General features: G+C 66.5%; 18 protein-coding genes. 10 read left to right on the forward strand and 8 right to left on the reverse strand.

Features of this window, described 5'->3' with window-relative positions; translation table 11 throughout:
• The 3 genes from AB0L58_RS19550 to AB0L58_RS19560 are packed head-to-tail and all read right to left on the reverse strand — an operon-like array spanning position 1 to position 3,040.
• Positions 1-1,026, reverse strand: coding sequence for a HAMP domain-containing sensor histidine kinase (locus AB0L58_RS19550; RefSeq protein WP_364388519.1), 1,026 nt, complete (start codon positions 1,024-1,026; stop codon positions 1-3).
• Positions 1,019-1,714 carry a response regulator transcription factor gene (locus AB0L58_RS19555; RefSeq protein WP_364388521.1) on the reverse strand — a complete coding sequence of 232 codons (696 nt, stop codon included), beginning with the start codon at positions 1,712-1,714 and terminating at the stop codon, positions 1,019-1,021. Before AB0L58_RS19555 ends, AB0L58_RS19550 begins: the two co-directional genes overlap by 8 nt.
• Before the next feature lie 3 nt (positions 1,715-1,717).
• Complete coding sequence (locus AB0L58_RS19560) at positions 1,718-3,040, reverse strand: hypothetical protein (protein WP_364388841.1); 1,323 nt, start codon at positions 3,038-3,040, stop codon at positions 1,718-1,720.
• A gap of 132 nt (positions 3,041-3,172) precedes the next feature.
• Here AB0L58_RS19560 and AB0L58_RS19565 point away from each other — a divergent pair, with 132 nt between their 5' ends.
• From AB0L58_RS19565 to AB0L58_RS19585, 5 genes are read left to right on the forward strand one after another with little or no spacing between them, the layout of a single operon-like run.
• Positions 3,173-3,844: a glycosyltransferase family 2 protein gene (locus AB0L58_RS19565; protein ID WP_364388523.1), complete on the forward strand. Its 672-nt coding sequence runs from the start codon at positions 3,173-3,175 to the stop codon at positions 3,842-3,844.
• Positions 3,841-4,536 (forward strand): DUF2064 domain-containing protein, encoded by a 696-nt coding sequence (locus AB0L58_RS19570; protein ID WP_364388525.1) that lies wholly within the window; start codon positions 3,841-3,843, stop codon positions 4,534-4,536. Before AB0L58_RS19565 ends, AB0L58_RS19570 begins: the two co-directional genes overlap by 4 nt.
• A complete protein-coding gene (locus AB0L58_RS19575; protein ID WP_364388527.1) occupies positions 4,533-5,195 on the forward strand; it encodes a class I SAM-dependent methyltransferase in 663 nt (220 codons plus the stop codon). Before AB0L58_RS19570 ends, AB0L58_RS19575 begins: the two co-directional genes overlap by 4 nt.
• On the forward strand, positions 5,156-6,295 hold the full coding sequence (locus tag AB0L58_RS19580; RefSeq protein ID WP_364388529.1) for a molybdopterin-dependent oxidoreductase: 1,140 nt from the start codon (positions 5,156-5,158) through the stop codon (positions 6,293-6,295). Before AB0L58_RS19575 ends, AB0L58_RS19580 begins: the two co-directional genes overlap by 40 nt.
• Positions 6,292-6,750 (forward strand): hypothetical protein, encoded by a 459-nt coding sequence (locus tag AB0L58_RS19585; protein ID WP_364388531.1) that lies wholly within the window; start codon positions 6,292-6,294, stop codon positions 6,748-6,750. Before AB0L58_RS19580 ends, AB0L58_RS19585 begins: the two co-directional genes overlap by 4 nt.
• 27 nt (positions 6,751-6,777) lie before the next feature.
• Here AB0L58_RS19585 and AB0L58_RS19590 read toward each other — a convergent pair whose 3' ends face one another.
• Both AB0L58_RS19590 and AB0L58_RS19595 read right to left on the reverse strand, forming a co-directional pair.
• Positions 6,778-7,506, reverse strand: a complete 729-nt coding sequence (locus AB0L58_RS19590; protein WP_364388533.1) for a maleylpyruvate isomerase family mycothiol-dependent enzyme — start codon at positions 7,504-7,506, stop codon at positions 6,778-6,780.
• 45 nt (positions 7,507-7,551) lie between these two features.
• Complete coding sequence (locus AB0L58_RS19595; RefSeq protein ID WP_364388535.1) at positions 7,552-7,944, reverse strand: RidA family protein; 393 nt, start codon at positions 7,942-7,944, stop codon at positions 7,552-7,554.
• Positions 7,945-8,015: 71 nt separating this feature from the next.
• Between AB0L58_RS19595 and AB0L58_RS19600 the strand changes: the two genes are divergently transcribed.
• On the forward strand, positions 8,016-9,584 hold the full coding sequence (locus tag AB0L58_RS19600) for an esterase-like activity of phytase family protein (RefSeq protein ID WP_364388538.1): 1,569 nt from the start codon (positions 8,016-8,018) through the stop codon (positions 9,582-9,584).
• On the opposite strand, the gene AB0L58_RS19605 is transcribed toward AB0L58_RS19600, so the two are convergent.
• The 3 genes from AB0L58_RS19605 to dcm all read right to left on the reverse strand — a co-directional run bounded on the left by AB0L58_RS19605 (position 9,581) and on the right by dcm (position 12,176).
• A complete protein-coding gene (locus AB0L58_RS19605; RefSeq protein ID WP_364388843.1) occupies positions 9,581-10,288 on the reverse strand; it encodes a DUF998 domain-containing protein in 708 nt (235 codons plus the stop codon). The genes AB0L58_RS19600 and AB0L58_RS19605 overlap by 4 nt on opposite strands.
• A 297-nt stretch (positions 10,289-10,585) precedes the next feature.
• Positions 10,586-11,008: a very short patch repair endonuclease gene (locus AB0L58_RS19610; RefSeq protein WP_364388540.1), complete on the reverse strand. Its 423-nt coding sequence runs from the start codon at positions 11,006-11,008 to the stop codon at positions 10,586-10,588.
• A gap of 13 nt (positions 11,009-11,021) precedes the next feature.
• Positions 11,022-12,176 (reverse strand): DNA (cytosine-5-)-methyltransferase, encoded by a 1,155-nt coding sequence (dcm, locus tag AB0L58_RS19615; protein ID WP_364388542.1) that lies wholly within the window; start codon positions 12,174-12,176, stop codon positions 11,022-11,024.
• A gap of 263 nt (positions 12,177-12,439) precedes the next feature.
• On the opposite strand from dcm, the gene AB0L58_RS19620 reads away from it, so the two are divergent.
• From AB0L58_RS19620 to AB0L58_RS19635, 4 genes are all read left to right on the forward strand, one after another.
• Positions 12,440-13,690: a KasA/KasB family beta-ketoacyl-ACP synthase gene (locus tag AB0L58_RS19620; RefSeq protein WP_364388545.1), complete on the forward strand. Its 1,251-nt coding sequence runs from the start codon at positions 12,440-12,442 to the stop codon at positions 13,688-13,690.
• A 108-nt stretch (positions 13,691-13,798) separates the two neighbouring features.
• Complete coding sequence (gene fadD32, locus AB0L58_RS19625; RefSeq protein ID WP_364388845.1) at positions 13,799-15,715, forward strand: long-chain-fatty-acid--AMP ligase FadD32; 1,917 nt, start codon at positions 13,799-13,801, stop codon at positions 15,713-15,715.
• Between the two features lie 283 nt (positions 15,716-15,998).
• On the forward strand, positions 15,999-17,819 hold the full coding sequence (locus AB0L58_RS19630) for an ABC transporter ATP-binding protein (protein ID WP_364388547.1): 1,821 nt from the start codon (positions 15,999-16,001) through the stop codon (positions 17,817-17,819).
• Entirely contained in the window at positions 17,816-19,723 is a 1,908-nt protein-coding gene (locus AB0L58_RS19635; RefSeq protein ID WP_364388549.1) for an ABC transporter ATP-binding protein, read from the forward strand. Before AB0L58_RS19630 ends, AB0L58_RS19635 begins: the two co-directional genes overlap by 4 nt.
• Positions 19,724-19,728 lie beyond the last annotated feature (5 nt).

Genomic DNA, 19,728 nt, shown 5'->3' on the forward strand with positions numbered 1-19,728 from the left:
TCAATTGCCGTTGAGGGGTAGTCGAACTTCGAAGCGGCAGCCCTGCTCTCGATTCTCGGCGGTGATATCGCCGTGGTGGGCTTCGACCAGACCGGCCGCTATCGCGAGACCCATACCGCTCCCGGAGGACACGCCATCGGAGGCGACGGGGGAGCGGGCGGCGGTGCCGCGATAGGCGACCTCGAATATGCGTGGCAGATCGGCCTCGCAGATGCCCGGACCGGTGTCGTCGACGCGCGCCCAAGCCTGCCCGTCGGAGGTGCCCGCGGATATCGCGACCTGGCCGCCGGGCGGAGTGTGGGCGATCGCATTGGAGACCAGATTGGTCAGCACCCGGCCGAGGGCACGATCGCTCGCCGCGACCACGATTTCGGAGTCGGGTTGTTCCGCGCGCAGCAGAACCTTCGCGCGCTCGGCATTCGGGCGGTTGGCGGCCAGCACCTCATCGATCAACTCACGCAGATCGACCGGCTCCAGTTCCAAACGCAATGCACCCGCGTTGATCTTCGACATCTCGAACAGGTCGTCGACCATGACCGACAGCCGATCCGTTTCGCGCACAATCTGTTCCGCGTAGCGCGCCACGTCGGCGGTACCGGTCACCACGCCGTCGGAAAGTCCCTCGGCCATCGCGCGGATACCGGCCAACGGGGTCCGCAGGTCGTGGCTGACCCAGGCGACCAGCTCACGGCGGGAGCGCTCCGCCATTCGCTCCTGTTCGCGGATCTGCTTCTCCCAGACCGTCTTTCGGGCCTGTTCGCGCCCGAGCAGCAGCGCGGCGGGTACGGTGACCGCCGCGACCACCGCCAGCACCACCGCCGTGCGCTCGAGTTCATCGGTGAACATCAACCCGCTGACCCCGATAATGCCCGCGAGCGTGGACAGCGTCGGGATCAGCACCAGCACCGCCATGCTCGCGGTCATGGAGCGATTGCTGGTAGCGCGCAGAATCGCGGCGCCGATGGCGACGATCGGAAGCGAACAGGCCAGCGCGTAGCCGATCAATTGGAGGGTGTTCTCAGGCACTGGATTCTCCATTCCGGCCCCAGATATAGCCGCGGCCCCACACCGTCTCGATCCGGTGCCGGTCCCCGAGTTTCGCCCGCAGCCGCTTGATATGGACGGTGACGGTGGACAAGTCGCCGAAATCCCAACCCCACACCTTGGCCAGCAGTTCCTCCCGGCTGAACACCTGGTGCGGGTGACGCAGCAGGAAGACGAGCAGATCGTATTCGCGCGCGGTCAGATCGACCGGCCTGCCATCCACCAGCGCCGACTGCGAATCCGGCCGCACCTCGACCGCACCGTCGCGCAGCACCTCCGTGCTCGGCTGCCGGGTCGCCTGCGAACGCCGCAGCACCGAGGCGACACGCAATGCGAGCTCGCGGGCGCTGAACGGCTTGGTGACGTAGTCGTCGGCGCCGGCCTCCAGACCGAGTACGCGATCGTCCTCGTCGCCGAGCGCGGTGAGCAGGATGATCGGGGTGTCCGGGCGCGGGCCGGAACGAACCGCACGGCAGATTTCGATACCGTCAGGCGCGGGCATCATCACGTCGAGGACGGCCAGCTCCACCGGGTCGCCGGTGGGTTCGGTGAGTTGGGCCAGGGTCGATGCGCCGTCCGCGGTTTCCACGACGGTCAGCCCGTCGCGTTCGAGGTAGCGCCGCACCACGTCACGGACCAGCGGGTCGTCGTCGGCGATCAGAATGCACATGGATTACCAATTCGTCAGGATCGTGTGGGCGAGTACGAGGGTGCCGAGCGCTTGTAGGAAGAGCCAGGCTCGGGCGGTGGACCGCGGCAGAAACGCGGTCGCGGCGAGCAGCCAGACGTCGAACGGCAGCCAGATGCGCTCGGTCTCCGCCTTGCTCAGGCCACTGAGGTCTGCCACCAATATCGCGCACATTGCCGCCGCTACCAAGAGCGCGGTCGCATCGAATGGTCGGCGCAGGTGCGCGAGTGCGCCCGGTAAGCCGGCGGCCGTGGCCAGGCCGACGGCGCAGACGGTGGCGGCGAGATTCGCCCACACCCAGTACGCGTAGGGGCGCTCGGCGGCGATGCCCTGGTAGTAGCGCTCGACCACCAGGTGGTAGCCGTCCAGCCACCAGAAACCGGCCAGCGTAACGGCCGCCACGACCAGCAGCGCGCCGAATACGGCAGGCAGCAGCGGCCGGACGGTTCGGCCCGCGATCAGGACCGCGACGGCGGGGACGGCCATGACCACGAGACCGTAGCTGAGGTACATGCCGAGCCCGAACAGCACACCGGCGGCGATCGCGACTCGTGGCCGCCGGATCGCGATCGCGAGCAGCGCCACCGCCCATGCCGTGACACCCGCGAAGATGGCGTCCGCCGAAACCGCGATCCACACGGCGGCGGGCGCCATCGTCAAGAATGGCAATGCTTTTCGGGCTCGATCCGCGGCATCGAGTGCGCGCAGTGCGACCGCGACCGCGACGATGGCACTCGATCCGATCAGCAGACATGCAAGTCCCGCCCAACCTCCGCCGCGCAGGCCGATGCGATCGAGCAGGACGAAGAACAGCAGTGCGCCGGGTGGATGTCCGGAGACGTGGGTCGTCCAGGAATCCGGTTGGAAATCCAGGATGCGGCCGGAGAATCCGCGCAGCATGGCCGCGATATCGCGGACGCCGGGGACTTCGTGCAGATATTCGTGGGAGTCGGTGAGTCGTCCGGCGAATCCGCGCTGCCAGCCGTCGATCATGGCCAAGGCGAAAGCCCAGGCCAGAGCGGTCACCCAGGAGACGACGAGCAGCCGTCGCCAGGGCAATAGCTCGGCCGCCGTTGGGCCGTATCGGATGACCAGCACCGCGACCGTGATGGCCGGTACCGAACCCCAGCCGACGTGCGGCAACCAGTTGCCGAAGATCGGGGCGGCACCCGCGTAGAGCTTGCTGCGCCACTGTTCGCTGGCAATTCGCGGAACCAGGAATGCTGCCAGCGTGAGTGCGGCGGCGATACCTACGCCCGGAAACTCGCGGGGTATCGGGGCGCGCGGCCGTGTCACGGCCTCCGTCACGTCATGCACGAACCTCACGATAGGGCCGCGGTGCGTGGAAATCCGTGCTCGAGCGGTTGTGAATGCGGATGTCACTGTTTCGTCACCAGTTTCGCGGCGGTGATTCGGCCGGGCTGGCCTAGCGTCGACAAGGTGACCGAGACCCTCCACAATTCGGGCGGCGTGACCGTGATCATCCCGTGCCGAGACGAAGCTGAGGCGTTGCCAGATGTACTCGCGGCCATCCCGGCCGGTTTCGATGCGCTGGTCGTGGACAATGGCTCGACCGATGCGACGGCCGAGGTGGCCCGCCGGTGCGGTGCCGCGGTCGTATCCGAGGCGCGGCCCGGGTACGGGGCCGCGGTGCAAGCCGGGATTGCTTCGGCCAGTACCGATTTGGTCGCCTTTCTCGATGGTGACGGATCGATGGATCCGGCGGAATTGCCGCCGCTGGTCGAATTGGTGCGTGCGGGTGCCGATTTGGCGGTCGGTCGGCGCAAGCCGGTGCATCGGGGTGTGTGGCCGTGGCATGCGCGGGTCGGCAACCTGGTCGTTGCCGGGCGACTGCGTCGCCGATACGGGCTGCCGGTGCACGATATCGGTGCCATGCGGGTGGCCCGCCGCGCCGCGCTGCTCTCCCTCGGACCGCTGCACACCCGCTCCGGCTATCCACTGCAACTGTTGATCGGTGCGGCGGGGGCGGGGTGGCGCGTGGTCGAGCGGGATATCGCGTATCGGCCACGGGCGGGCGGTGTTTCGAAGGTGTCGGGATCTTGGCTCGGCACCCTGCGCGCCACCCGCGACTTCCTGGCGGTACTGCGATGAACTACTTTCGCCCCTCGCCGGTGGCCGCGACACTGCTTGTGCTGGCCAAGGCTCCGATTGCCGGACTCGCCAAAACACGTCTGACACCGCCGCTTTCGCCGACGGAAGCGGCTCAGGTCGCGGCGGCGTCGCTGCTGGATACCTTGGCATCGATGTCGCGCAGTCCGGTTGCGCACCACATCGTGGCATTCACCGGGGAGCTCGCCGACGCGGAGTGCGCGGATGAAGTAGCGAGGGCGCTGACTGGTTTCGAAGTCATACCGCAGCGTGGCGCATCGTTCGGTGAGCGTCTGGCCAATGCGCACGCCGATGCCGCGCGGCACGGGTTGCCGGTATTACAGATCGGCATGGATACTCCGCAGATCGGCCCGGAGGTGCTGACCTGGGCCGCCCGTGAGCTCGTACTGCGCGCGGATACACTGCTCGGCCCCGCCGACGACGGCGGGTGGTGGGCGCTCGGGCTGCCGACACCGCAGGCCGCGCGCACACTCGTCGACGTTCCCATGTCGACCGATCGAACCGGCGAACTCACCCGAGATGCCATGCAGTGCTGCGGCCTTCGCGTGCGCTCGCTACCGCGCTACAACGATGTCGACACCTTCGCCGACGCACTCGAGGTCGCGCGTGATTCCGACGGTCGGTTCGCGCGCTTGATCCACCAGTTGCACGACACCCTGCTGGCACACCGATGAGCGATATCGACATCTTCGACCTCGCGCTGGCGGGGCAGGACTGCTGGGTGCGTGATGCGGACGGACGGCGTCATCCCCTGCGCACCCGGCGCTGGTTGGGTTTCGACGCCGCCGACCGTCCGGCCGATGCGGCGCTGACCTGCTGTTGCGATGGACCGACGCTCGATCTGGGATGTGGGCCGGGACGGCTGGTCGAGGCACTGCTGCGGCGCGGGATCATCGCATTGGGTGTCGACATCTCGCCGATGGCCGTGGCCACCACCAGATTTCGTGGTGCACCCGCATTGCGTCGGGACCTGTTCGGGCCGCTGCCGGGTTCGGGTCGTTGGTCCTACGCGATCCTGGCGGACGGCAATATCGGGATCGGTGGCGATCCGGTCCGCCTGCTGACCCGTGCGGGTGAACTCCTGGCCCGCAATGGCATCGCGGTGGTCGAATTCGCTCATCCCGGTGTGGGGGTGGTGTCGAATCCGATTCGGCTGGAGACCAGACACCGGACAGGGGAATGGTTTCCGTGGGCGCGGGTGGGGATCGATCGCGCGGAAGAGCTTGCCGCGGCGGCCGGGTTCCGCATGCTGACGGCCGTAGAGGTGTCCGGTCGGCATATCGCCTGGTTGCGATGGGACGGGCCCGCATCGAGCAGTCGGTGGTCGTCGTGATGCGGGTGACAACCGCACGCGGACCCGCGGTCGCGAGTCGCGTGGGAATCGCGCTGGGCAGCGCGATATTGCTCTGCTTCAGCACCGGTCTGCTCAGCCACTGGATTCAGCATCCACCGAGCTGGTTCTGGTGGCCCGCCCATCCCGTGTGGCTGTATCGGATAACCCAAGGCACCCATGTGATCTCGGGTGTCGTCGCGATCCCGCTGCTGCTGGTGAAGCTCTGGGCGGTGTACCCCAGACTATTTCAGCGCCCGATCATCGGTTCGGCACTGCGAATCATCGAACGCGGTTTTATCGCGATCCTGGTCGGTGCGACGATCTTCCAGCTCTCGACCGGGCTCCTCAATATCGCCCAGTACTACCCATGGAAGTTCTTCTTCCCCACCGCGCACTACGCCATGGCCTACGTCGCTGTCGGCGCGCTGGCGGTGCATTTGGCCGTCAAATTGCCCGTCATCCGTGACGCGCTGCGACGCCCGCTGGCCGAAACCGAATCGCGGCCGCATATTTCGCGGCGTGCGGTGCTGACGGGTACCGGTGTCGCGGCGGCCGCGGCGGGCTTGGCCGTCGCCGGGCAGACGATTCCGTTCCTGCGCTGGGCTGCGGTGCTCGCGCCGCGCAGTGGGCACGGGCCGCAAGGGGTTCCGGTCAATCGATCGGCCGCGGCGGCGGGGGTCGGTGCGCGTGCGAGTGACCCCGGGTACCGGCTGACGGTCACGCTAGGTGCTCGGATGCGCCGATTCACCAGAGACGAACTGCTGTCCCTGCCGCAGACTCGGGCCAGTTTGCCGATCGCCTGCGTCGAGGGATGGAGCGCGGGAGCCGACTGGTCCGGGGTGCGCCTGCTGGATCTGCTGGCGGCGGTCGGGGACTATTCCGGTGGCGATATCCGATTCCGGTCGCTGGAGCAAAGCGGCATCTACGGGAGTTCGATTCTCCCGCAACGTCATGCGGTCGACGACTGCACACTGGTCGCCCTGACCGTCAATGGCGAAATCCTCGACCTCGACCACGGCTACCCGTGCCGCCTCATCGCACCCGACCGGCCCGGCGTCCTGCAAACGAAATGGCTGTCCGAAATCGAGGTGCTGCCATGACCGCGGCTCGCATGCTGCTGCTCCTCGTCGGCGGCTGGCTCGGCTGGTACGGCATCAGCGCGTTATTCGATTTGCCGCCAACCGATCTCGACTCCGTAGCGATCTGGTTCGCGGGCGGGATCCTGCTGCACGATGCGCTCTTCGCTCCGATCTGCGCCGCACTCGGACTCACCGCCCGCCACCTCCTGCCACCCACCTGGTGGGCCGTCACCGCCTGCGGTGCTGTCTGCTCGGTCGCACTGGCGCTGATCGCGCTCCCGGTCCTCGGCCGGCACAATGCCATGCCGAGCAACCCGACGGTCCTGGACCGCAACTATCCCCTCGGGCTGGCAATCGCCCTGATCCTCATATGGTCGCTGGTCTTCATCGCCCACGCCGTCACGATTCGACGGCACGCGCGCGACCGGAAACCGCCGGCTCGTCAGGCGGAGGTCGGACGTCGCACCACACCGTAGCCAGCTACTCCGGTGGTCCCTGAAATGTCACTTCCACGCGGGCAGAGTGGGCAGCTGGCCACTCAGCTGTGTGCCTTCGCTACGACCGAGCAGCCACGCGAGCAGCGCGGATGCGGGCCCGCTGATGACATGGTCGGCAGATCGGGTCCCGACCGTCGCGGTGAAGCCGGTGTCAGTGGTCCGCACCTCGAACGCGGCCGCGGGATCGGCCGCAGCGGCATAAGCCTTCGTCAAATCAGCGGCAGCCCGTGGAAGCAGCCGAGTAACGAACTCCATCGGCCAGTCGCCGGGCTGGTATCCGGCCGCCAAATCGACATGATGGATCTCCACTTCCTGCAGCCGCATCCAGATGACCTCGGTCGCCGGAATGGGCCTGCCCTGCCTGGTCCGGACGGTCGCCGTCCAGGCCTCCTCGGGAGCGGTCCGCGCAAGCGCAAGCCAGCGATCCGCCGCGGCTTCGTTATCGGCCAACTGCTCGGCGAGCGGTCGCGGGGCACCGGCCTCGATATCGGCATCCCGGATGAACATGCTCGCGTACTGCGGTGTTTCGATCCCGGTCCGCGCCCAGAGCAACAAATTGACCAGGCTGTCGGCATTGCGTGCGAGGTGCGCGAGCAGATGCCCCCGCGTCCACCCCGGCAGCAGCGACGGGACGGTCACATCGTCGTCGAGCCCACGAATGGTGTCGAGCAGACGGTTCGTCGCCTCGGCGACGGTTTCGAGCTGAACGGTGGTCTCCGGTGCCTCGCTGGTCACAGCACCGAGACTAGCGATCCGGGCGCGGCACTGTCGCGCAAACTCCTATCCGTCGATGATCGCGTCGGCCTCGATCTCGACCAGCAGCGCGGGCGTGATCAGCGCCTTGATCTCGTACATCGACGCGGCCGGGCGGATATCGCCGAATACCTCGGCGTGCGCCTTCGCGATCTCGGGCCAGCGCGCGATATCGGTGACGAAGATGCGCGTCCGAACGACATCGCCCAGGCCCGCACCCGCCTCGGTGAGCGCGGTGCCGATGCGGCGCAGCACTTCTCGGGTCTGCTCGCCGATATCGTCACCGCCGACCGCGTCGCCGCCGGGCAGCGCGGCCGTGGTGCCGCTGACGGCGACGGTATTGCCGACGCGAACGGCCCGCGAGTAGCCGACGATATCCTCGAACTCCGAACCCGACGCGATATTCATCCGATCACCCATGGCGACAGCATGACACCAACTGGTCATGTGGCCGTAGGGCTTTTGTCGGGTGTCTGCGGTAAGCAGACACGGTGAAAGCGCACCCTCGTATCACCGCGGTCGCCGTCCTCTGCGTGGGCGTGTTGGCGGCAGGCTGCTCGTCCTCGGACCACAAGACCGACTTCACCGTAGCCAAGGACCAGCCGCTGGTGATCTCCCTGGACGAGCTGCTGGCCGCCACCGGTGGCACCGCAGCCGTGACGATCGCCGATCCGGAGCACGGCGCGCTGACCCGCCGCCTCGACGGCGCACTGGTCTACCAGCCGAAGCCGGGCTACACCGGCACCGACGAGCTGAAGGTCACCACCACCGACGCGGTTCGCCTGTACACCACCGATATTCCGCCGCTCGGCGAATTCGGCGGCACCACCGTGCAGGCCAGCGGCTACGGCTCCGCATGGACTCCGGTGCCGGGCGCACCGGGCGAGTTCTACGGACTCACCGATCGCGGCCCCAATGTGGACGGCCCCGGCAAGAACGAGAAGCTCACCCCGACACCGGGTTTCGTGCCCGAGATCGGTCGATTCAAGCTGGTCGGCAATCGTGCGGTCCTGCAATCCACCATCGAACTGCACACCGCGAACGGCACTGCGTTCAACGGTCAGGTCGACATCGCCGCGAGCACCGGCGAGACCATCAAGGATCTCGCCGGAAATGTGCTGCCGCCCACCGATCACGGTCTCGATCCGGAGGGTCTGGTCGCCCTGCCGGACGGCACCTTCTGGGTCTCCGACGAATACGGCCCGTTCCTGGTCCATTTCGACGCCAAGGGCACCGAACTGGAGCGATTCGGCCCGGGATCCGGTCTGCCCAGGGAACTCGCGCTGCGCACCCCGAACCAGGGCATGGAGGGGCTGACCAGCACACCCGACGGCGCCACTCTCGTCGGTGTCGTACAGAGCGGCCTGAATACCCCCGGCCTCGGCGGTTCGGCCAAGGACGTGCCGATGACCCGCATCGTCACCATCGACCTGAAAACCAAGACGGTCAAGGAATTCGTACTCCCGCTGCAGGATCCGAAGACCACCAAGGTCGCCGACTCCGAGATCACCGCGCTGAGCGCCACCACTTTCCTGGTCGACGAACGCGACGGCAGCCTGCCTCCGAAGGCCGATAAGAAACTGTGGACCATCGATATCTCCGGTGCCACCGACATCGGCCCGGACTCGAAGGTCCCCGGCGCGCAATACGATCCGGAACGCGGTGGCCTCCAGCTCGCGGGTAAGCCGCTGGAAACCCTGGTCGGCACCGTCTCGACGAATGACGCGATCGCGACACTGAAGAACGCGGGTATCACCCCCGCCGCCAAGACCGCGAACCTGGATTTCGCCGCTCTGATCACCAGCCTGAACGTCGACGGAAAATTCTTCGGTCACGACAAGATCGAGGGTGTCGCCACGCCGGACGGCGGAAAGACCCTCTACATCGCCAACGACAGCGATTTCGGCCTCGCCGCCAGCAGGGGCGACCAGCCGCCCTTCGGCCTGAAGCCCAAGACGCTGCCCAACGGCTTGCAGGACACCGGGGAAATCCTCGAGGTCGACACCACCAAATTGCCCGCGAAACTCGAGACCCACACGGTCGAGCTCGAGGTCGGCTAACCCGAATCACTCTCGACCCACTCGCGGCCTTCCAGAATCACCGCGGCCGCCAAGGTGATCAGCCACAGCGACATCGATCCGACCTGGATCCGCTGGGCGATCCCGAGCGCGTAGTTGCCGGTCAGGTTGTCGGCGACCAACATCCACACGGTCGCCGCCGATCCGATCACCAGCACCACCACACCGGCCTCGCGCAGGATCCGCCAGCGGTGATAGCGGAAGGCGGCCACGCTGAAGGCGAAGGTCGCGATGGCGATCGCGGTGACCGCGATGGTGCTGGTCAGCGCGTGCGGCTGATGCAATTGCGGAAACAGTTCGCTGCCACCACCACCGCATTCGGCGTTGTCCTGCGGAGTGCAATCACGCAGTGGGAGCAGTACGTCACCGATGGTCGCGGCGCCGAAGCAGAACAGCGCGACCCAGCCGATGGTGGTGAATCTGCGGCGCGGAAACAGCAGCAGCCCGGCGAGCGCGGCGGGCATCAGTAAGGCACCGACGATCTTGTCGGCGGTCGCGAACAACTCGCGATGCGGTTTGCCCTCGGCATCGAGTTCACTGAGGAACGAATTGACCGGATCGACGTCGATCTTCAGCACGAACTCCAGCAACCACGACGAATAGCAGAGTCCGGCGATCGCGATCGCCGCCGCGATGAGCCCGCAGGCCACCCGGATGTGTCGTTCGGCGATCCTCGGACGATCAATCACTGGACCATTCTCCGCCTCCTCGTTGGTCCGGTGATCAACAGTAGGTCCGTGTGTCCGGACCGACAGGTCTTTCACACACCTCATTACCAACCCGAACACAGGGTTCTGCCAGATCCGTCGGCGATGGTTGGTACAACTGAGGAGGTCCCATGATCGCAATCACAACGGCCATCGCCGGCATGCTGGTGCTGACGGTAATGGCGGTGTCGGGTTATCTGGCCGCGCACGCGCCGCGCTCGCTGGTTCGGGTGCGGGAACGACGCTGACTGCTGGCGGGTCGCTCGAACGGGTCGGCTAGCGACGTTCGGCCAATACGGCCTGGATACGGTCTGCCGCCACCACGGCGTCCTCGTGTTCCCACACCCGGATCACCAGCCACCCCGCAGCCGCCAGCGCCGCATCGGTGGCCCGGTCACGGGCCACATTTCCGGTCAGCTTGTCCGCCCACCACTGCGCATTATTCTTCGGATCGGTCGCGTGCTGCGGGCATCGATGCCAGAAGCATCCGTCCACATACACCGCGACGTGCAGCCGAGGAAACACCAGATCCGCCCGCCGACGCTGCCCGCGCAAGGGCGCGCGATCGACGAAATAGCGTAGGCCGCGCCGATGCAATTCCCGGCGCAGCGCGAGTTCGGGCCGGGTTCCGGTCCGCCGCTGGCGGGCCATCCGCGCGCTGGTCGCGGCGTCGGTGCGCGGACGCGGAGCCGGGTTCATGTCGCACCGAACCTCATGCCGCCCAGCCGCCCATGCGGTCGAGATGACTCTCCACGTCGGCCAGAAATCCGGGCGGGAACCGTAGATTGCCCTTTCCGGTGCGCCGCAGGAACCCGGCGGTCGCACGGGCCGAGAGCAGTCGCGAACCGGTGAGGAAATGCTGCAGATCCTCATACGGTTCGTGCACCGGCCAGGTCGAAACCGGCACCCGGTAGGCGCTGCCCGTGCGGCCCCAGGCGGCGACCGGCCATGGCCGTCCCGGCGGCAACGGTGCATCGCCCGGAATCGGGTCCAGCGGTTCGGCCAGTCGGGAGCCGACCCAGGACGCCATCCGCACACTCACCGCATTCCCGATCAGCTTCCACCGGTGCCCGTGCCGAATTCCGGGCACCGTGGTCGCCGGTTCGGTCCAGTCGGCGTCGAAGCCCTGTAGCCGCTCGCCGTCGATGATGCCCGGCGTGACGATCTCGCCCGATGGCAACCGCACCGCGGGTGGACTCGCGATGCCGAGCGCCGAACCGCCTTTGAGTGTCGGGATGGCATTGACCGCCCAGCCGAGCCCGCGCACACCCTCGGTCCAGTAGAAGCCGCACGGATCCTGTTCCGGGTCACCGAGATCGAGCGATCCGGCATCGTCGGCGAACAGCACCCGGCGCGGATCCTCGGTGCGCGAGGCCAGCATCAGCACCCGCTGGCGGCGCTGTGGCAGCCCGAACGCGCGCGCATCCACCACCCGGTATGCCCAGGTGTAGCCGAGCTCCTCCAGCGCGCCGGTGATATGCCGCATGGCGGCCCCGCGACCCAACTGCAGCATGAACGGCACATTCTCGATCAGCAGCCAGCGCGGTCCACGCTGACGGCGCACCAGCCGGAACACCTCGTCCACCAGACCGGAGCGCTTACCGGTGATGCCCGCGGTGCGTCCGGCCTGTGACAGGTCCTGGCACGGAAATCCGGCGGCGACGAGTTCGGTACCGGCCGGCAGGGCTCGTAGCCGAGTGATGTCCCCTTGCAACGGAATACCGGGAAAGCGCGCGGCGAGCACCGCCTGCGCACCGGGATCGATCTCGCACAGCAGCTCGGTATGCCAGCCGTGGTGGCCAAGGCCGAGCTCCAGTCCGCCGATACCGGCGAACAGCCCGACCATCCGCCCGCCCGTCACAGTCATCCCTTCTCGCGGTTGCTCGCGGATCGCTCGGAACCACCAGCGCTGCGTATCCGTTCAGCAGGTTACTCGAGCATTGGATGCGACGACCAGCGACGGCCACGGTAGTGTGTCGAGCACCAGATCCGACCGTATGCCTCCAATAATGGCCGCGGTCGAATAGCGGTTTGCTCGATTTGCTCGGTCGTTCGAAGACCTTCCGGCGCTGCAGCGTCGACGCGCAGTTCCCGGTTTATCCCAAGAGTGACGCCAGGAAAGTGAGCGAAATGCAGATTCCGTTTACCGAGAACGGGAACTATCCCGACGTTGTCGTGACCAGTCTGGCGGCGACCACTTCGATCGCCGGTGATGTCGACTCCACTTGGAAGGGCCTGCTCAACGGGGATAGCGGTATCGATGTCCTCGAGGACAGCTTTGTCGAGAAGTTCGAGCTACCGGTGCGCATCGGCGGACATCTGAAGGTCAAGCCGTCGGATTGCCTCACCAGGCCGGAGGCGCACCACCTGTCCTATGTGGAGCAGATGGCCGTCGTGCTGGCCCGCGAGGTCTGGCGCAATGCGGGCAGTCCGGAGGTGGACAAGAACCGCCTCGCCGTCTCCGTCGGCACCGGTCTCGGTGGCGGCGAATACATCACGGCCGCTCGCGACCGGCTGCAGAACGGCGGCTACCGCAAGGTGTCGCCGCTGACCGTGCAGCGCATCATGCCCAATGGCTCGGCCGCCTGCGTCGGCATGGAGCTCGGTGCGAAAGCCGGTGTGGTGACGCCGGTTTCGGCGTGCTCTTCGGGCTCGGAGGCGATTGCCAATGCGTGGCAGATGATCGTGATGGGCGATGCCGACATGGTGGTCACCGGCGGTGTCGAGGGTTCTATCCAGGCCTTGCCGATCGCGGCGTTCACCATGATGCGCGCGATGAGCACCCGCAACGAGGATCCGAGGGCCGCCTCGCGACCGTTCGACTCCGATCGCGACGGATTCGTCTTCGGTGAGGCGGGCGCGATGATGGTCATCGAAACCGAGGAGCACGCCAAGGCGCGCGGTGCGACGATTCACGCGCGGCTGATGGGTGCCGGGATCACCTCCGACGCCTTCCATTTGGTCGCACCCGATATCGAGGGCAAGGGCGCCGCGCGCGCAATGACCAGGGCCATCCAGAAGGCCGGTATCACCAAAAGCGATGTCAGCCACGTCAATGCGCACGCGACCGCGACCCCGATCGGCGATACCGCGGAGGCGCAGGCCATCAATGCCGCGGTGGGCGATCATGTTTCGGTCTACGCGCCGAAATCCGCACTGGGGCATTCGATCGGCGCGGTCGGCGCCCTCGAATCGGTACTGACGGTGCTCTCGGTGCGTGACGCCATCATTCCGCCGACGCTGAATCTGGACAATCAGGATCCGGAAATCCAGCTCGACGTGGTCAAGGGCCAGGCCCGACCCGGACGAATCGACTACGCCGTGAACAACTCGTTCGGTTTCGGCGGACACAATGTCGCGCTCGCCTTCGGGCGGTACTGAACAGTTCTGGAAGGTGCACCTGCTAGCCTTCCCGAACTTCGTTATCGACCTGTGTTCGGTGTAATCGCACGGCCTGAGTGCCTGCGTTGGCAAAAGGATAAGGCGATGATCGACGAGACCTTCGACGACTATTTGGACGATCAGGGCAACATCAAGATCCGTGGCGACAAGACCCTGATCGACTTCGTCGACAAGCACAGCGCGGAGAACGGCGACGACCTCGCCTACCGCTATATCGACTACTCGCGCGAGCGCGACGGCGAGTACATCGAATTGACCTGGCACCAATTCGGTATTCGGCTGCGTGCCGTCGCGGCCCGGCTACAGCAGGTGACCCGGCCGGGTGATCGGGTGGCGGTGCTGGCCCCGCAGGGGCTGGACTACGTCGTCTCGATTTTCGCTGCGGTCTACGCGGGCAATATCGCGGTCCCGCTGTTCGATCCGGATGAGCAGGGCCATACCGATCGCCTGCACGCGGTGCTCAACGACTGCACGCCGGCGGCGATTCTGACCGTCGGTTCGGCCGCGGCGGGAGTGCGGAACTTTTTCCGGCACCTCCCGGCGGCTCGGCGTCCGCGTATTATCGCCGTGGACGCGATTCCGGACAGCGTCGGCTCGACCTGGGTGCGACCGGAAATCAATATCGACAGCGTCGCCTACCTGCAGTACACCTCGGGTTCCACGAGAACCCCGGCCGGTGTCGAGATCACCCACCGCGCGGTCGGCACCAATCTGCTGCAGATGATCGATGCCATTGGTGTACAAGAGAATTCGCGCGGCGTCACCTGGTTGCCGCTATTCCACGATATGGGCCTGCTGTGTGTGATCCTGCCGACCATCGGCGGCGGCTTCATCACGATCATGTCGCCGAGCGCATTCGTGCGGCGGCCGTATCGCTGGATCAAGGAACTGGCCGCGGCCTCCGATGGGGCCGGAACCTTCGCGGCCGCACCGAATTTCGCGTATGAGCACGCCGCAGCTCGCGGTAAGCCGAAAGCCGGTGCGGAACTGGATCTTTCGAATGTGATCGGGCTGATCAACGGCAGCGAGCCGGTTTCGGTGTCGTCGATGCAGAAATTCAACGAGGCGTTCGCGCCGTACGGTCTGCCGAAAACGGCGCTGAAGCCGTGCTACGGCATGGCCGAGGCGACGCTGTTCGTATCCGCGACCAAAGCCGCGGACGAGGCAAAAGTCGTCTACGTCGATCGCAATGAGCTCAATGCGGGTCGGATGGTGGAAGTGCCGAAGGGCACGGAGAATTCGATCGCGCAGGTGTCCTGCGGTTATGTGGCGCTATCGCAATGGGCGGTGATCGTCGATCCGGTAACGGGTATCGAACGCCGCAACGGCGAGGTCGGCGAAATCTGGCTGCACGGCGACAATATGGGCATCGGCTACTGGGGTCGGCCGGATGAGACGGTCGCGACTTTCCACAACACGTTGACCGAGCGACTACCGGAGGGCAGTCGAGCCCAGGGCACCGATCCGGACGCGAAGTGGATGCGCACCGGTGATTTCGGCGTCTACTTGGACGGCGAGTTGTATATCACCGGCCGGGTGAAGGATCTGGTGATCGTCGACGGGCGCAACCACTATCCGCAGGATCTGGAATTCTCGGCACAGGAATCCAGCACCGCATTGCGGCCCGGGTTCGTCGCGGCATTCTCGGTGCCCGCGAATCAATTGCCCGCATCGGTATTCGAACAGGGCAGCCATTCCGGACTCGCCTTCGATGCCGATGACACCTCGGAGCAGTTGGTCATCGTGGCCGAGCGCGGCGGTGGTGCGGCGAAGCTGGATGCCGAGCCGATCGCCGATATCGTGCGCGGCGCGATCGCGCAGCGCCACGGCGTCATGGTGCGTGATCTGCTGCTGGTTCCGGCGGGTTCGATTCCGCGTACGTCCAGCGGCAAGATCGCTCGGAAGGCGTGCCGCGCTGCGTATCTGGCGGGCACACTGCGCGGCGGCTATCAGCAGCAGGACTTCCCGGACGCGCCGGTGGAACAGGAGCATATGACCGTCTGAGCTCGGGTTTTCACTGCGCTACGACGGTATGATCGAAGCAACGGACATCGGCGCCCGGAAGCTGGGCGCCGATGTCGTAGGCGGGTCGGTGGCTCGTATCGATCGGGGGTGTTGCGGGGGTCTTGACCTCGAGGTTACTCGAGGTTGTTGGCTGTGGGCGTGGCGGAAAATCGGTTGGCCGAACCCGGGACTGATGCCACGCTGAAATGTCGGACCCCGATGCGAACATCACCGGGGATCCGTTCGCGACACAGCCGATCTGCGCCGATCACGAGGGGGAGCTTTGTCCGTCACGCTCGATACGCCGTCGGCCGACATGGAGGTCGACAGACCGGAGCGGCCCGCCGCCGCGGCGCCGGGCCGCCTGTATTCGCTCCGTCGGTTCTGGCCGTATCTGCGGCCGCATCGGGCCGCGCTGCTCGGCGCGACCACGCTCGCGGTGCTCGCCACCCTGACCGCGATCATGATCCCGCTGGTCATCGCGCGCATTATCGATGGCCCGATCCAACGGCACGATTTCGGCGGCGTCGTAGTTCCGGTGCTGCTTGTGCTGTCGCTCGGTCTGCTGGAGGCGTTCGGCGTCTGGGGGCGGCGGTGGCTGATCTCGAAGCCCGCGGCCCAGTTCGAGATCGATATGCGCGCGAAGATCTTCCGCAAGTTGCAGACGCTGTCGATCGGACGTCACGACGCCTGGGAGTCCGGCCAGCTGCTCTCGCGCGCGGTCGATGATATGGGCACCATGAAGCGGTTCGTCGCCTTCGCGGGGCCGTTCCTGATCATCCACTTCATCGTGATCCCGATCGGTCTGCTGGTGCTGTTCGCGCTGAGCTGGCGGATCGGACTCACCTTCGCGGTCATCGCCCTGCCGGTGTCCTACGTCTGCCTGCGGTTCGAACGGCGCTACGGCGTGGCCTCGCGGCGTTCCCAAGATCAGGCCGGTGACCTGGCCACCACCGCCGAGGAGTCCGCGCAGGGTATCCGGGTACTGAAGGCCTTCGGTCGCGGCGCGTTCTTCGGTGGGCGGTTCACCGCGCAGGCGCGGGAATTGCAGCAGACCGAACTGCTCAAGGTGCGGCTGGACGCCACGCTGTGGTCGGCAATGGTGTGCCTGCCGCAGCTGGCCATCGCCTTCGCGCTCGGCTATGGCGGTTACGCCGTCGCGCACGACGATATGACGCTCGGCACCCTGGTCGCGAGCATCACGTTGGCGACCTTCCTGCAGTGGCCGATCATCTGGACCGGCTTCCTGCTCGCCGAGTGGAACGATGCGCGCACGGCGGCGGACCGGTTCTGGGAGATCATCGACACCCCGGTCGAAATCACCGATCCCGCGGATCCGGTGACACTGCCGGAGCGGATTGTCGGCGAACTGACCATGCACGGGGTGCGTTTCGCCTTTCCGGACGCGAAGGGTGAAGTACTGCGGGCTATTTCGCTGAAGGTGCGACCGGGTGAGACCGTTGCGCTGGTGGGCGCGACCGGTAGCGGCAAGACGGCGCTGCTCAACCTGATTCCGCGGCTCTACGACGTGACCGAGGGCGCCATCACCATCGACGGCATCGATATCGCATCGATGCGGGTATCCGATCTGCGTGCGCTGGTTTCGGTGGCATTCGAGGAGCCGGTGCTGTTCTCGGCGAGTGTGCGGGAGAACGTCGCGCTCGGCGATCCGGAGGCCACCGACAACGATGTGTGGCGGGCCTTGGATGTCGCCCAGGCCACCGATTTCGTGAAAGATCTGCCGTGGGCATTGGATACCCGCATCGGCGAGCAGGGGCTGAGCCTGTCGGGGGGCCAGCGCCAGCGGCTCGCACTGGCCCGCGCGGTGCTCGCGCGCGAAAGTGCGGGGGAGCGGACTCGGATCATGGTGCTCGACGATCCGCTGTCCGCACTCGATGTGGAGACCGAGGAGCGCGTGCAGGAACGGCTGCGCACGGTGCTGGCCGGTGCCACCACATTGCTCGTGGCGCACCGGCCTTCGACCGCGGCACTGGCCGACCGAGTGGCGCTGCTCGCCGACGGCCGCATTGTCGCCGAGGGTGCGCACGATCAACTACTCAAAACCAGCAGTCGCTACCGCGAACTGATGGGAGGTGAATCATGACCACAACCGAAACCACCGTCCCCGCCGACGATTCGGCCGACCGTGACGAGGTCGCCGACTGGCGCGGCATCGCCAACGAGGACAAGGCGGTCACCGAGACCGGGAATCTGGTGCTGGCCGGTCGATCTCGGCGTTTGTTGCTGAGCCTGGTCCGGCCGTATCGCAAGCTCGCGGTCTTCGCCCTGCTGCTGATCGTGCTCGACAATGCCGCGATGGTGTCGGCGCCGCTGTTCGTCGCGCACGGTCTCGACATCGGCATTGCCGAGGGCGTCGCGGGGAACTGGGCACCCCTGGCGCGCACCGTCGCCGGGTACCTCGGTGCGGTCGGCGTCGGCGTTTTCACCACCTTCGTCTTCCTGCGGATCTCCGGAAGGCTCAGCCAGAGTGTCCTTTTCGATCTGCGGGTCCGGCTGTTCGCGCATATGCAGCGGCTGAGCGTCGCGTTCCACGAGCAGTACACCTCCGGCAAGGTGGTCGCGCGACTCACCGGTGATATCGAGACGCTGCAGCAGCTGCTGGAGAGTGCGCTGAATCAGGCGCTGAGCGCGATCCTTTCGGTGCTCACCATCGCCGTGCTGCTGATCTACCTCGATCAGACGCTGGCCGCCATCGTGTTGCTCGGATTCGTGCCATTGGCGCTGGTCACCCGCTGGGCGCAGCGCAGGCAGCGGGCTGGCTACCGGCGCACCCGCGGCGCGATCGCGAAAGTGGTGGTGCAGTTCGTGGAGTCGATGGGCGGCATGCGCGCGGTGCAGACATTCCGTCGCGAGGCCCGCAACGAATCGGTGCTGGCCGCCGAGGATGCCGAATACCTGCAGGCGACCACCGCCGCGATGCGCGGTATGGGCGATTACGCCGGTCTCACTCGGCTGCTCGGCAATCTCACCACGGTGGTCGTCATTGTGGTCGGCGCCTGGCAGGTGATCGAGGGCAACCTCGCGGTCGGTGTCCTCGCGGCATACCTGTTGTACCTCAACGAGTTCTACGGTCCACTCGACGAACTCGCCCAGGTATTCAACGCCTACCAGTCCGCGGCCGCGGCCCTGGAGAAGATCTCCGGCGTACTGGAGGAGGAGCCCTCGGTCCGGGAATCGGAGGAGCCGATCGCCTTGGCGAAGGCGACCGGTGCCGTGCGCATGGACGGGGTGTGGTTCGGCTACGGATCTGCCGCCCCGGCGTCTGCCGGGGTGGCGCAATCCGAGGAGCGGGGGCGAACACGCCCAGTGCTACCGCAGTTCTCGTTGGAGATTCCGGCCGGACAGGTGATCGCGTTGGTCGGAGCGACTGGTGCGGGCAAGTCCACCCTGGCCAAACTGTTGACGCGGTTCTATGACCCCTCGGGCGGCACGGTGACCTTGGACGGCATCGATCTGCGGCGGTTGTCCGACGCGGATCTGCGGCGCAATGTCGTGATGGTCACCCAGGAGTCGTATCTGTTCTCCGGGTCGGTGGCCGATAATATTCGGCTCGGTCGCCCGCAAGCCGGTGATGCGGAGGTGTTCGCGGCGGCGCGCGCGGTCGGACTGTACGACTTCGTCACCGCGCTGCCCGAGGGCTTCGATACCGATGTGCGCAAACGCGGTGGCCGATTGTCGGCGGGGCAGCGTCAGTTGGTCGCATTCGCCAGGGTGTTCCTCGCGGATCCCGCGGTGATTGTGCTGGACGAGGCGACCTCGAGCCTGGATATTCCGGGCGAGCGGCTCATCCAGCGGGCATTGGAGACGGTGCTGCGCGACCGCACCGCGGTGATCATCGCCCACCGGCTCTCCACGGTCGCCATCGCCGACCGCGTGCTGGTGCTGGAATCGGGTCGGATCGTCGAGGACGGCGCGCCGAGCGAGCTCATCGCGGGCACCGGCCGGTTCGCCAGCCTGCACGCGGCATGGCGGGAGTCGCTGGTGTGATGCGG

This window comes from Nocardia sp. NPDC052112 (assembly GCF_040680135.1).
Classification (GTDB): domain Bacteria; phylum Actinomycetota; class Actinomycetes; order Mycobacteriales; family Mycobacteriaceae; genus Nocardia.

Bases quoted from the DNA above. Each gene is read 5' to 3' on its own strand.
- AB0L58_RS19555 (WP_364388521.1), bottom strand. From the start codon at position 1,714: ATGTGCATTCTGATCGCCGACGACGACCCGCTGGTCCGTGACGTGGTG.
- AB0L58_RS19570 (WP_364388525.1), top strand. From the start codon at position 3,841: ATGAACTACTTTCGCCCCTCGCCGGTGGCCGCGACACTGCTTGTGCTG.
- AB0L58_RS19575 (WP_364388527.1), top strand. From the start codon at position 4,533: ATGAGCGATATCGACATCTTCGACCTCGCGCTGGCGGGGCAGGACTGC.
- AB0L58_RS19580 (WP_364388529.1), top strand. From the start codon at position 5,156: ATGGGACGGGCCCGCATCGAGCAGTCGGTGGTCGTCGTGATGCGGGTG.
- AB0L58_RS19585 (WP_364388531.1), top strand. From the start codon at position 6,292: ATGACCGCGGCTCGCATGCTGCTGCTCCTCGTCGGCGGCTGGCTCGGC.
- AB0L58_RS19595 (WP_364388535.1), bottom strand. From the start codon at position 7,944: ATGGGTGATCGGATGAATATCGCGTCGGGTTCGGAGTTCGAGGATATC.
- AB0L58_RS19610 (WP_364388540.1), bottom strand. From the start codon at position 11,008: ATGAACCCGGCTCCGCGTCCGCGCACCGACGCCGCGACCAGCGCGCGG.
- dcm (WP_364388542.1), bottom strand. From the start codon at position 12,176: ATGACTGTGACGGGCGGGCGGATGGTCGGGCTGTTCGCCGGTATCGGC.
- AB0L58_RS19620 (WP_364388545.1), top strand. From the start codon at position 12,440: ATGCAGATTCCGTTTACCGAGAACGGGAACTATCCCGACGTTGTCGTG.
- AB0L58_RS19635 (WP_364388549.1), top strand. From the start codon at position 17,816: ATGACCACAACCGAAACCACCGTCCCCGCCGACGATTCGGCCGACCGT.